This window comes from Allobosea massiliensis (assembly GCF_042655245.1).
In the GTDB taxonomy this organism is placed as follows: Bacteria; Pseudomonadota; Alphaproteobacteria; order Rhizobiales; family Beijerinckiaceae; genus Allobosea; species Allobosea massiliensis.
The window spans coordinates 1-12,429 of sequence record NZ_JBHSLU010000064.1 but is presented as its reverse complement, the minus strand read 5'-3'; the positions used below and the strand labels follow the sequence as shown (position 1 = coordinate 12,429).

At 63.9% G+C, this 12,429-nt stretch carries 10 protein-coding genes; all 10 read right to left on the bottom strand.

Going from position 1 to position 12,429, the window contains the following annotated elements:
* Nucleotides 1-239 precede the first annotated feature (239 nt).
* Entirely contained in the window at nucleotides 240-800 is a 561-nt protein-coding gene (locus ACFPN9_RS20440; protein ID WP_377817528.1) for a hypothetical protein, read from the bottom strand.
* Between the two features lie 392 nt (nucleotides 801-1,192).
* Nucleotides 1,193-1,648, bottom strand: coding sequence for a c-type cytochrome (locus ACFPN9_RS20435; protein ID WP_067989809.1), 456 nt, complete (start codon nucleotides 1,646-1,648; stop codon nucleotides 1,193-1,195).
* Nucleotides 1,649-1,652: 4 nt separating this feature from the next.
* On the bottom strand, nucleotides 1,653-1,781 hold the full coding sequence (locus tag ACFPN9_RS20430) for a hypothetical protein (RefSeq protein WP_377817527.1): 129 nt from the start codon (nucleotides 1,779-1,781) through the stop codon (nucleotides 1,653-1,655).
* A 9-nt stretch (nucleotides 1,782-1,790) separates the two neighbouring features.
* Nucleotides 1,791-2,693 (bottom strand): F510_1955 family glycosylhydrolase, encoded by a 903-nt coding sequence (locus ACFPN9_RS20425; RefSeq protein WP_156450862.1) that lies wholly within the window; start codon nucleotides 2,691-2,693, stop codon nucleotides 1,791-1,793.
* A 74-nt stretch (nucleotides 2,694-2,767) separates the two neighbouring features.
* Nucleotides 2,768-5,167: a heavy metal translocating P-type ATPase gene (locus ACFPN9_RS20420; RefSeq protein WP_082732925.1), complete on the bottom strand. Its 2,400-nt coding sequence runs from the start codon at nucleotides 5,165-5,167 to the stop codon at nucleotides 2,768-2,770.
* A gap of 257 nt (nucleotides 5,168-5,424) precedes the next feature.
* Nucleotides 5,425-5,706, bottom strand: coding sequence for a hypothetical protein (locus ACFPN9_RS20415; protein ID WP_156450863.1), 282 nt, complete (start codon nucleotides 5,704-5,706; stop codon nucleotides 5,425-5,427).
* 231 nt (nucleotides 5,707-5,937) lie between these two features.
* On the bottom strand, nucleotides 5,938-9,135 hold the full coding sequence (locus ACFPN9_RS20410; RefSeq protein WP_082732926.1) for an efflux RND transporter permease subunit: 3,198 nt from the start codon (nucleotides 9,133-9,135) through the stop codon (nucleotides 5,938-5,940).
* Nucleotides 9,132-10,676, bottom strand: coding sequence for an efflux RND transporter periplasmic adaptor subunit (locus ACFPN9_RS20405; RefSeq protein WP_067989816.1), 1,545 nt, complete (start codon nucleotides 10,674-10,676; stop codon nucleotides 9,132-9,134). Before ACFPN9_RS20405 ends, ACFPN9_RS20410 begins: the two co-directional genes overlap by 4 nt.
* Nucleotides 10,676-11,053 carry a FixH family protein gene (locus tag ACFPN9_RS20400; RefSeq protein WP_377817529.1) on the bottom strand — a complete coding sequence of 126 codons (378 nt, stop codon included), beginning with the start codon at nucleotides 11,051-11,053 and terminating at the stop codon, nucleotides 10,676-10,678. Before ACFPN9_RS20400 ends, ACFPN9_RS20405 begins: the two co-directional genes overlap by 1 nt.
* Nucleotides 11,054-11,235: 182 nt before the next feature.
* Nucleotides 11,236-11,643: a FixH family protein gene (locus ACFPN9_RS20395; protein WP_377817526.1), complete on the bottom strand. Its 408-nt coding sequence runs from the start codon at nucleotides 11,641-11,643 to the stop codon at nucleotides 11,236-11,238.
* Between the last annotated feature and the right edge of the window lie 786 nt (nucleotides 11,644-12,429).

The following is a 12,429-nucleotide window of genomic DNA, read 5'->3' as shown; positions in this document are numbered from 1 at the left end:
CTGGCTGGCCGAAATCGCTGCTTCATCATGCTGATTCCTTCTGGAAACCAGCGTCAGAACAGCCCCAACGTGCAGCGAAACTGAGTCAGACCCAAGATTGCGCGCCGTTTGACATCCATCCCCCGTGAGAGAGTAGCAAACCCGTCCCCACCTGAATATCGCGCGGGCATGGATTAGAAATCAGCCACTGGCACAGGTCGTTTCCGCGGGGCCTGATCGCCGGCGCCTCGCGTTGAGCATCACAATGGGGAAGACTGCATCCCTCGATGCCAGCGCGCAACCCAAAGGAAGGCTGCCGTCGGGATGAGGAGCCATTGCAGAAGGGGCGACAGCCCGACCTCGAGCCCGAACATCGGGATTACCGGCATGAGGTCGGAGTAGGCCCATGCTGCACGGATCACGATGTTGAGCCATTCACTGAAGACGGTGTAACTGGCACCAAACAGGATCGTGAGCCCGGCAACGGCCCGAAATCGCTCCTCCGGCCAGTTGCCGTTTCCGACGAGGAGAAGAGCAGCCGTGAGTGAGGAAAGGGCGATCAGGAGGTCGCCGCCGGTACAATGAACAGCGGCGAAGACGATCTCGCGCCAGGTTCCGGTCCACCAGATCGTGTAGAGCGGCATCTGGAAGAACTCCCAGATGAGGTTGCCGATGGCGACTGGAGCGAGATACCGACGCAAGGCACCGTGCCAGAGCGTCGGATGTGCTCGACGGACGGACGAGGCCGGCTCCCGGCTTATGGCAGAGGACAAGGTAGGCGCGGCCTCTACTGCTGCCGGAATGGGGCGATCGTCACGCAAGATCCTTCTCCGGGTTCAAAAGCCGGTTCGGCTTGAACTTGAGCCGCATGGGTTGGGTCTTGCTCACCTAGCCAACCTTTTCCTTGTCCATGCCGGATCCAGCCGCGGCCTCGCTCTCGCAGGACTGTCCCGCCCCCTTCATACAAAGCCCGAGTGCGCACATGGCCGCACAAGGAAGTACGCTGAGGAGCAGCGGTGCGAGGCCGGCTGCAATAAGCCAACTCCAGTTCAGCGCGGCCGCGGCAACGATGGCCAGCGCGCTCAATCCCAACAACACGCGTCGGTTAAGACGAACCTGGTGTAGTGCTGAAGGTACAGCCCAGCGGGACGCTGTCGGCACTGCGGAGGATTTCATCTTTGACCTCATGTTCATCTGCTTTGCTCAATCCCCGTCACTGTGCTGCTTTGCCGCGAGCGGCCTGGTACTCGCGCTCGCGCCTGGGCCAGGTGCTCTTGATGAAGGCGAGAACAGCCCGGATCTCATCGTCGGAGAGCACGTCCCCAAACGCCGGCATGGCGCTATCGTGGCCTGGAACCAGCGCTGCCAAGCCGCTCTTCGTGACGGTGAAGAGCTCCTCATCCGAGTGATGCCACGTGTGCCCGCTGACGTCGTGGGGCGGCGCTGGCATCCGCCCATCCGGTAGCGCCTCTTGCCAGTTCTTCTGCCCCTCGAGGTTCACCCCGTGGCAGGAGGCACACTGCGCGGCATACACTCGCCGACCGAGCGCGACATCTCGCGGCTCGCCCCAGGACCCGACGCCCACCCAGCCGGACAGGACGGCCGCTGGAACACCGATGCCTAGAGCGGCGACGATCGCCGCGCGCGCCCGTGCTGCCGACCAGGTCATTGGCTCATCGGGACCGGAGATACTTCACCAGGGCGGCAATGCCGAGCACCAGCAGGAGGGCGACGAGCAGCCAGATCAAGGCCACGCCACCCATCATCCACCCCATACCGGCACCCTCCGTCATGCCCATCATGGTCAAACCTCACGAGTTGGAGCCACCGAAGCTGGACCAGGTCCGACCCTGGTCACTGCTCGTGAGCACTTCGCCGCGAGCTGTCGCGCCGTAGAGCCGGTTCGGGTTCTGCGGATCGATGGCGAGGTGGAGAAGGTATCCTTCGCCAAAGCCCCCGCCCGCGGCCGTAAACCTCGGCGGCTCTTCCGCCGAGCGCATGAGGCCGCGACCGACCACGAAGGCGTAGAGCGCTCCGTCCGGCGCGACTTCAACCAAGCTCACGGGCGCACCTTCAAGAAGCGGTCGCCAGCTTTTTCCTCCATCCGAGCTCATGAAGAGCCCCGTTTCGGTCGCGGCGTAGAGCGTGCTGGCGTCTTTGGCAGAGGCCGCAAGATCGATCAGCTTCTCCGGTGTCGGCCCGACGATCGTCCAGGTCGTGCCGGCGTCGCGGCTGACCTGAAGGCCGCGGTAGCTGCCATAGATCGTCTTTGGGTCGGCTCGGCTCACAGTCATCTGGTGGAAGTCAACTGGGCCGTTCACGCCAGCTGAAACCTGAGTCCAAGTCCGGCCTCCGTCGCTTGAAGCGATAAAGCCAAGGTTGCCTCCCCTTGCTGGATGTCCGCTGGCGTAGAGCGTCTTCGGATCGCTCGGGTGCGGGTTGAAGCCCATGAAGTCCTGAACCGCGGACACCCGCTCGGCCTGCCCGTCCTGGCCAGCCTTGAACAGACCATGGTGGGTCGCAATAAGAACACGCGATGGGTCTTCTCGATCGACGGCCAGGCCGTGAATGTGTGTCGTGGCTCGCAAGCTCGTGACAGACAGAACCTCGTTCGCGTTCGAGCCGATTGCGAGCACTACCGCCAGAACAGCGAGAGCTGCTCCACCACCAGCGAGGAGAAGCTTGTTGGGAGAACTCTTCTTGTTGCGTTTCATGTTTGTTGGCCTTTCTACCAATCATCGAGCGTGCGGGCATTTTGCTCCACACCGCTTTTCGGTTCGGGGTCAGATTACAAGGAGGTCAGGCGCAGGCGCAGCGCGTTCCCGATCACCGTCACCGAGCTCAGCGCCATGGCTGCACCGGCGATCATGGGGCTGAGTAGGATCCCGGAGACCGGATAGAGCACACCGGCCGCAACCGGCACCGCGAGGCCGTTGAAGATGAACGCAAAGAACAGGTTCTGGCGGATGTTGCGCATGGTTGCGCGCGACAGCCGCCGCGCCCGCACGATCCCTCGCAAGTCACCCTTCACCAGGGTCACGGCCGCACTTTCCATAGCGACGTCGGTGCCTGTGCCCATGGCGATACCGACATCCGCAGCAGCGAGCGCCGGAGCGTCGTTGATGCCGTCCCCGGCCATGGCGACCCGTCGGCCCGACCGACGCAGTTGCTCGATCACGTCCTTCTTCTGCTCAGGCAACACGTCCGATACGACCCTATCGATGCCGCCGACCTGGGCCGCCACGGCCTCAGCAGTGGTGCGGTTGTCCCCAGTAAGCATCACAATGGAGATGCCCTCCCGGCGCAGGGCCTGGAGAGCGGGCGCAGCTGTGTCTTTGACGGGATCGGCGACGGCGAGAAGCGCGGCTGCCCGCCCGTCGACGGCCATGAACATGATCCCCTGTCCTTCGGAGCGCAGCCGATCGGCTTGGGCATCCAGACCTTCAAGGCTGACGCCGAGATCGTCCAGCAAGGCTTGGTTTCCTAGCGCCACGGAGTGGTTCTGCACGGATCCGACGATACCCTTTCCGGTCACTGAGCGGAAATCGGCGACCGGGCTTAGCGAGAGGCCTCGCTCCTCCGCCGCCTTGACGACTGCTGCGGCGAGCGGATGCTCGCTGCCCCGCTCCAGGCTCGCCGCCAGCCGGAGCAGATCATCATCCGAAAGAGCGATCCCGGGCGCGGCACGGACCTCGGTGAGCTTAGGCTTTCCATGCGTTAAGGTGCCGGTCTTGTCGACGACGAGGGTGTCGATCTTCTCCATCAGCTCCAAGGCTTCGGCATTCTTGACCAGCACGCCGGCCTGGGCCCCGCGGCCTGTCCCAACCATGATCGACATCGGCGTGGCGAGTCCGAGCGCGCAGGGACAGGCGATGATCAGGACCGCCACGGCGTTGACCAGCGCAAAGGCCATCGCGGGTTCAGGGCCAAACACGGACCAAGCCACGAAGGCAAGGACTGCGATCACAACCACAGCCGGGACGAACCAAGCCGAGACCAAATCCGCGAGGCTCTGGATAGGGGCACGGGTTCGCTGCGCGTCAGCCACCATGCGCACGATCTGCGCGAGCATCGTGTCCTGCCCTACGCGCTCCGCCCGCATCAGAAAGCCACCGGTCCCGTTGACCGTCGCACCCGTCACTTTGTCGCCGGGCCCCTTTTCGACGGGCAGGGGCTCACCCGTGAGCATCGACTCGTCGACTGAGGAGCGCCCCTCCAGCACCGTGCCGTCGAGCGGCACCTTCTCGCCCGGCCGCACGCGCAAGGTGGCGCCCACTTCGACTGCCTCGATTGAGACATCCTCCTCGCGGCCATCCTCCCGCACAAGGCGGGCCGTCTTGGGGGCAAGGCCGAGAAGGGCACGGATGGCGCGACCTGTGGCAGCCCTCGCGCGCAGCTCGAGCACTTGGCCCAGCAGGACGAGTGTGACGATGACTGCCGCAGCTTCGAAGTAGACCGGCACCTCACCCGTCATGGGTGCGCGGAACGAGATCGGGAACAGGTCCGGGAAGAGCGCCGCGACGGTGCTGTAGAGGTAGGCGACACCGACGCCGAGCGCGATCAGTGTGAACATGTTGAGGTTGCGGGTGACGACCGAGGCCCAGCCGCGCTCGAAGAAGGGCCACCCGCCCCACAGCACGACCGGGGTCGCCAGGGCTAATTGCAGCAGGGTCGACGTGCGTGGCGCAAGCGGAGACCAGCCGAACAGCTCGTGCCCCATCGTCAAGGCCAGCAGCGGGATCGAAACCGCGGCGCTGACCCAGAGGCGGCGCGTCATGTCGATCAGCTCGAGGTTTGGACCCTCCTCGAGCGTCGGTGCGAGCGGTTCCAGCGCCATGCCGCAGATCGGACAGCTATCCGGCCCCGGCCGTCGCACCTGTGGGTGCATCGGGCACGTCCAGACAGACCCCTCGGCTGGTTCAGGCAGCGTGCCCATCGCCGGGCGGAGAACAGCCGGATCCGTGTCGGGCGGGTTCAGGTAGTGATTTGGGTCGGACGCGAATTTGGTTCGGCAGCCTGCACTGCAGAAATGGTAAGTCCCCTCCCCCAGCTCGTGCCGATGCGGAGTGGTCTTAGGGTCGACCATCATGCCACAGACCGGGTCCTTCACCCGCTCGTGTGTCGCCTCTTCAGCCGTGCCACCCTGACGATGGTGCGTGTGGGCCTCGTGATGCGTGTAGGTCGCCATGCTGGTCTCCTGAAGGTATTGCCCCGGCCGGGAGGGGGGTGACCGGCCGGGGCAAAGAGCCGGGCCTGTCCGAGACCGGGTCGGGAGACCGGCTCATCGAACGAAACCCCGCGAGGATGAGCATCCCCGCCGCCCGGCATTCACGCCGCCGGGCTGGGCTCATCTGCAGGCGCGGAGAGGGAGGTCAGGCCCGCGCACGCTCGCAGTTCGGTTGATCGATGCTGGCCGGGCTCCTGCCGGGCCGGCCTTTCCCGATCTCAGCCTCGATTGCCCTGAGGGGCAGGCTGCTGTCCAGGAACGCTTTGGCCTTGCTGGTTCGCCATGGACTGCATCATCTTGTTGCAGTTCTCCATCATCTGAGACATCTGCTGCATCATGCCCATCATCGGCATAGCGCCACTCCCACCCTGTCCTTGCATCATCTGATTGTGATCCATCGTTCCCGAAGGTGGGTTGGGGTTGGCCTGCTGGGCCATTGCGGCGCCGGCCAGCGAAACGGCTGCGGCGAAGGCAATGAGAGTCAGCTTGGTCTTTGTCATCGGTTCTCTCCTGTGGTGGTGGATTAAGGGCGACTTCTGGATCGTCTCTTGCTTCGAGAAGGGTTTGATAGGGCCGATCGTGTAGATCACGTCGGCACCGCTCAAAGAATTGTGCACGAAATGATTTGATTTTACATTCGCTGTCCCTTTCTCTTTCCTTTAAGTCTCGATGGAGACTCTTCTAAGAACTGTGTGGCACTGGACGGGTTGAACCGTTGCCTCGCGCATCACTCACTTCGCGGCTTCCGGGATGTCTCCCTCCGTCGACGAAGCTGGGCGCGGCCGCACCACAGATGGACGACGTGCCGGCACGAGGCGATGCGGCAGGCCACGTTCTTTCACCAGGGCGTAAATCGCTGGGATGACGACGAGGGTCAGCACGGTCGACGACACCATCCCGCCGATCATCGGTACAGCGATGCGCTGCATGATCTCCGAGCCAGCGCCCGTGCTCCACAGGATCGGGATCAGGCCTGCCATGATCGCGACGACTGTCATCATCTTGGGACGGACGCGCTCGACCGCGCCTACCATAATGGCCCGGTAGAGGTCCGCGCGCGTGGGCGCCTTCCCAGTGGTCCAGGCGGCGGCGCGCTGCTCTTCCCAGGCGTGGTCAAGGTAGATGAGCATGATGACGCCTGTCTCGGCGGCAACGCCGGCGAGGGCTATAAAGCCGACTGCGACGGCCACCGACATGTTGAAGCCGAGCCACCACATCAGCCAGATGCCGCCAACCAGCGAGAAAGGCAGTGAGAGCATTACGATGAGCGTCTCTGTCAGGCGGCGGAAATTGAGGTAGAGAAGCAGAAAGATGATCAGCAGCGTGACCGGTACAACGATCTTCAGCTTGGCTTCCGCCCGCTCGAGGTATTCGAACTGTCCGCTCCATTGGAGAGAGTAACCTTGCGGCAGCTTGACCTCGCTGGCGACAGCCTGGCGGGCCTCTGCGACGTAGCCACCAAGGTCCCGGCCGGAAATGTCGACGAAGATGTAGACCGCAAGCTGCCCGTTCTCGGTGCGGACCGACGTCGCGCCACGGGTGAGTTGCACTTTCGCGACCTCGCCGAGCGGCACTGCTCCGCCGTCCGCCATTGGGATTTGAACGTCGGTTGCGATCGCCTGGGGATTGGAGCGGAAGGCGCGCGGGTAGCGTATGTTGACGGTGTAGCGCTCCCGACCCTCGACTGTGTTCGTGACGGTTTCACCTCCGAGCGCAGTGGCGATCACATCCTGCACATCCCCGACATTCAAGCCGTACCGGCCAAGCGCCTGTCGATCGGGAGTAATGTCGAGGAAGTAGCCTCCGATGACGCGCTCCGCGTAGGCGCTTGAGGTGCCGGGCACCGCCTTCACGACCGCTTCGACCTGCCGCGCAACCTTCTCCATCTCGGCGAGATCCGTGCCGTAGACCTTGATCCCCACAGGTGTTCGGATTCCCGTGGAGAGCATGTCGATGCGGGCCCGAATGGGCTGCGTCCAGGCGTTCGAGACACCAGGGAACTGAAGTGCCTTGTCCATTTCCGCCTTCAGGCTCGCCAGGGTCACTCCGGGCCTCCACTCGGCTTCCGGTTTGAGGGTAATGATCGTCTCAAACATCTCTGTCGGTGCGGGATCAGTGGCGGTCGTGGCACGTCCTGCCTTGCCGTAGACTGTGACGACCTCCGGGAAGGACTTGATGATCCTGTCCTGAGTGGCCATCAGCTCTGCCGCTTTGGTGACCGAGAGACCCGGCAAGGTCGTGGGCATGTACATGAGCGTACCTTCGTTCAGCTCAGGCATGAACTCGGAGCCGAGCTGTCGCATGGGCCACACCGTTGCGCCCAGCGCGACCAGCGCCAGCAGAATGGTGAAGATCTTGGCTCTGAGTACGCCGCGGATCACGGGCCGATAGATCCAGATCAGGAAGCGGTTGACGGGGTTCTTATGCTCCGGAACGATCCGGCCGCGCACGAAGATCACCATCAGCGCCGGCACGAGCGTCACGGACAGAAAGGCCGCGGCCGCCATAGCGAAGGTCTTCGTGAAGGCCAACGGGCCGAACAGCCGGCCCTCCTGCCCCTCGAGCGTAAAGATCGGCAGGAACGAGACCGTGATGATGAGCAGGCTGAAGAACAAAGCAGGGCCGACCTCACTCGCCGCCTCGACGAGGATCTCGACGCGAGGCTTGTCCTTGGGCGCGCGCTCCAGATGCTTGTGAGCGTTCTCGATCATCACGATGGCGGCATCGATCATGGCACCGACTGCGATCGCGATGCCGCCCAAGCTCATGATGTTGGATCCAAGTCCAATCGCCTTCATGGCGGCGAAGCTGATGAGAATGCCAACCGGCAGCATCAGGATGGCGACGAGCGCGCTGCGCAGGTGGAGCAGGAACACGATGCACACGAGCGCGACGATGACGCTCTCTTCCAGAAGCGTGAACTTGAGGGTTTGTATGGCAGCTTCGATGAGCTGCGAGCGATCGTAGACCGGAATGATCTCCACACCCTTCGGCAGGCTCGACGCCACCTCGGCCAAGCGCGCCTTGACGCTGTCGATGACGCTTAGCGCGTTCGCGCCGAAGCGTTGCAGGATGATGCCGCTGGCAACCTCCCCCTCACCATTCAGCTCTGTGATGCCGCGCCGTTCGTCAGGCCCCAGCTCGACCCGTGCGATGTCGCCGAGGCGCAATGGCGTGCCCGCCATAGTCTTCAGAACGATGCTCTCGATGTCTTGAACGTTCTTCAGGTAGCCGCGACCGCGGACCATGAACTCGAACTCTGAGAGCTCGACAGTACGTCCGCCGACGTCCGCATTGCTGTTGCGGATCGCCTCGCGCACCATCTGGAGCGAGATGCCCTGAGCGCGCAGCCGACTTGGATCGACGACCACATTGTACTGCTTAACGAAGCCGCCGACGCTCGCGACCTCGGCTACGCCCTCTGCTTTCGACGCCGCAAAGCGGATGACCCAGTCCTGCAACGTGCGCAGCTCCGCAAGTGTCATCTCTTTCGCGACGACCGCGTACTGGTACACCCAGCCCACGCCGGTCGCGTCCGGCCCTAAGCTGGGCGTGACACCAGTGGGCAGGCGGCGGGTCGCGGCGTTCAGGTATTCCAGGACCCGGCTTCGTGCCCAGTAGGGGTCTGTGCCGTCCTCAAAGATGATGTAGACGAAGGAAACGCCGAAGAAGGAGAAGCCGCGCACCACCTTCGACCTTGGCACCGTGAGCATTGCTGTCGTGAGTGGATAGGTGACCTGGTCTTCTACGACCTGCGGCGCTTGCCCCGGATAGTCCGTGTAGACGATCACCTGGACGTCGGACAGATCCGGAATGGCGTCGAGCGGCAGCGTGCGCAGGGCATAGAGGCCAGCAGCGACCGCAAAGGCTGTGCCGATCAGCACCAGCATCACGTTCCGGGCCGACCAGCCGATCAGACGGGCAATCATTGGGGCTTCTCCTCGCCGGGAGCCGCAGGGGGGGGAGCCGCCGCCATACCTTGCAAGGCCGCTTTGAGGTTGCTCTCGGCGTCGATCAGGAAGTTGGCCGAGGTCACAACCTGGTCTCCCGCCTGGATGCCTTCCCGGACCTCGATGTAGCCACCCCCGCGGGCGCCCACCTTGACTTCACGCGGCTCAAAGCGGCCTTCGCCTTTATCGAGGATGACGATCTGACGCTCGCCCGTGTCGATCACCGCATCGTCGGGAACGGCAACCACCGGCTTCGCGGCTCCTGTCCCGATCTCGACATCGGCGTACATGTCGGCCAGAAGCACCCCTTCTGGATTGGGCAGCTCGATCCGCACACGCGTGGTGCGAGTTTCCTTGTTGACCTGCGGATAGATCAGCCCCACCCGGCCGGTGAAGGAGCGTCCCGGCAAACTGCGCACCCGGATCGTGACGGCCTGTCCGGGCTTAATCAGGCCGAGTTCGTGCTCGGGCACATCCGCCAGAACCCAGACGCTGGAGATATCAGCGATCCGAAAGAGGACCTCGCCGGCAGGCGCTCGCATGCCCTCGATCGCATTGCGCTCCAGCACAACGCCGTCGCGCGGGGCGGTCCACACCATCGACATCGGGACCTTGCGAGTGCGCTCGATCTCGGTCACCACCTCTTGCGACACGTTCAGGTTCTCAAGGCGCCGCCGGGCGCCCTCGATGAGTAGGGGACGCCCCCCGTTCGCCCCTCCGACCTCATTCAGGACACTGAGATACTGGGCACCTGCTGCGGCAATCTCAGGCGAGTAGAGGTGCAGGAGCGCCTGACCCTTGCGCACGCGCTCGCCTGTCGTGACGTTCTCGACATGCTCGATAAAGGTGTCAGAGCGTGTCGAGACGATCGTGACGCGGCGCTCGTCCAGCTGAACCGTCCCAGGCACGCGCACCGGCCGGACGACCACCCGGCGCTCCGCTGCCTGCGTGCGCACGCCCGTGCGCTGCAGCTTGCCGGGCGAAACCTTGACGGTATTGCCCTCCTCGGCTTCGCCCTCATAGACAGGGAGGTAGTCCATGCCCATAGAGTCCTTCTTGGGCACCGGTGAGGTGTCGGGCAGGCCCATCGGGTTGCGGTAGTACAGGACCTTGCGGCCGCTCGCGTCAGCCGTCGCACCGCCACCTGGTCCGGCCGTCTTCGGCTTATCATCGAAGCTCACGTCGGCGCCGACGCGCACGGGCAGGTAGTCCCGCCCGTCCTCGGTCTTCTTGGGTTCGGGTGAGAAGGCTGGCTTACCGTCTGGATCGCGGTAATAAAGCACCCGAGCGTCCGTACCCGAAGCCGGTCCAGCACCACCCTCGAGCAGCCTTGTGACCGAGGAGGGAAGCCATTCCGGCAAGGGCAGGTCGGTCTCGGCGGCTCGCATCCCACCCAAGAGCGCGCCAGCCAGGGCTGCCGGCACCAGAATGAGTCCGATGAGCCAGGCCACCACATCGCGGCCTGTCTTGCGCCCACGCTCGTCCGGCTCGCGGAGTTCATAAGGGGTCAGCTGATCCATCACGGCACCGCCTTGAGCACGAGCTTGTTCTGGACGGTGCCGGCCTCGCCCTGCACCTTGGCGGCAAGCGAAAGCTGCCAGCCGCCCTCCATGGTCAGGTCGGTTTTGAACCGGTACACGCCGGGCTGTGGGGAAGGCTGGGGCTCGAGCGTCGAGGTCATGGTCGGCATGCCCTCCGGGGCCATGTCGATGCGGCGCGCGAACACCACCGCATCAGGAACAGGCTTTCCCGACCGCTTGTCGACGAGGCGAACATCGATGACAGCCCCGCCCTGCTTCATCTCCCCTTTGACGAGCTCGAAGGTGTAGTCTTTGAGCTCCGCAGGAGATCCTGCCGGTCCGCCGGGTTTGGCTGCGAGCGGCAGCCACTGCGCCAGAGGTGCAGGAATCTGAGCTGTGACAGCGGCTGGAAGGGTCCAGGCCCCCCGAGCCAGACCGTAACCAGCGCCTGCTGCTGCGACCAAGGCGGCCAGGAACAGGAGAGTGAGGAAGATCTGACCGCCGCGCCCGCTGCGCTCGCTCTCGAACGCCTCGAATTCATCGGGATGGGGCTGATGCATCACGGCACCGCCTGCAGGACAAGCCTGCTCTGGACCGCGCCGGAGACCCCCGGCACGTTGGCCACAAGCGTGAGGGCCCAGCCGCCCTCCATCACGAGGTCCGTCTCGAAGCGGTAGTAGCCGGGCAAGGTGTCTGGAACGGGCTCCACAGGAGCTGACATTGCGCTCATGTTGTGAGGCGACATGTCGAGGCGGCTGATGAACAGGGTCGCATTGGGCACGACTTTGCCAGTTCGCGTGTCGACCAGCCTCACCGTCAAGGTTGCGCCGCTGCCCTGGCGCACCTCGCGGTCAACCAGCTCGAACGTGTAGTCCTCTGGTTGAGGGCTTGAGGAGAGAGCCAGCGCCGTACCGACGCCGATTAAGAGGAGCGCTGCCGCGAGGGCGCGCCAGAATGTGGAGTACAACACTGGAATGGTCCTAGTTCCTGGGGACAGGCCCACGGACGGCGAAGGGCAATCGCATGCTGACGTCTGGGAGAGACGCACACACGAGCTCCGCGCGGCCGCATAGGCGCGCTCGACCGACCACCGGCATGGATGCCGGTGCTGGAACTAGACTTTGGGTGGGTGCCCTAGGGGCAAAGAGGCGATGCTGCTGCCTTGCAGGTCGTCATGCGGCGCGACCGCAGCAATGCTTGGCGGGCCACGTAGGATCGAGGCGGCCGTCGGAAGGCTCTGGAAGCACTTAGCGACGCAGACCACCGCAAAGGGGCAAGCCAGCATATCCCCGCAGTCAGGGGGCTGCGGCTGTCCGCACGGCATCATATCGCCGTCCGCCGACACCATGGAGACAGCCATGTTGTCCATCGGCCCAGCCTTTCCCGGTCCGGCAGAAACGCCGGCAACGAGGCTGACGACCGCAAGGATCGTGAGCAAGCGTGAGAGGGCCAACCAGATCAACATACGTCCTCAGAATGGCACAAAACCCCAGGATTGGGAAGAAGCTCCCGCTCCCGATGCAGCCACCTAACTTTGGTATGTGGGGCCCGATCCTTGTCAAACAAGAGGAGGGCTCCAGCCACCATGGGTATCTTGTCACTGTGGCGCCTCATCTGTCAAACGGCACCCAATATTGCCCCCCGATCGGCGTCCAATCTTGGGTCTGACTCAGTTTCGCTGCACGTTGGGGCTGTTCTGACGCTGGTTTCCAGAAGGAATCAGCATGATGAAGCAGCGATTTCGGCCAGCCAG

What these genes read in the sequence shown, in the direction of transcription:
- ACFPN9_RS20430 (WP_377817527.1), bottom strand. Translation starts at nt 1,781, where the DNA reads ATGATGGGCATGACGGAGGGTGCCGGTATGGGGTGGATGATGGGTGGC.
- ACFPN9_RS20415 (WP_156450863.1), bottom strand. Translation starts at nt 5,706, where the DNA reads ATGACAAAGACCAAGCTGACTCTCATTGCCTTCGCCGCAGCCGTTTCG.
- ACFPN9_RS20410 (WP_082732926.1), bottom strand. Translation starts at nt 9,135, where the DNA reads ATGATTGCCCGTCTGATCGGCTGGTCGGCCCGGAACGTGATGCTGGTG.
- ACFPN9_RS20425 (WP_156450862.1), bottom strand. Translation starts at nt 2,693, where the DNA reads ATGAAACGCAACAAGAAGAGTTCTCCCAACAAGCTTCTCCTCGCTGGT.
- ACFPN9_RS20420 (WP_082732925.1), bottom strand. Translation starts at nt 5,167, where the DNA reads ATGGCGACCTACACGCATCACGAGGCCCACACGCACCATCGTCAGGGT.
- ACFPN9_RS20405 (WP_067989816.1), bottom strand. Translation starts at nt 10,676, where the DNA reads ATGGATCAGCTGACCCCTTATGAACTCCGCGAGCCGGACGAGCGTGGG.
- ACFPN9_RS20435 (WP_067989809.1), bottom strand. Translation starts at nt 1,648, where the DNA reads ATGACCTGGTCGGCAGCACGGGCGCGCGCGGCGATCGTCGCCGCTCTA.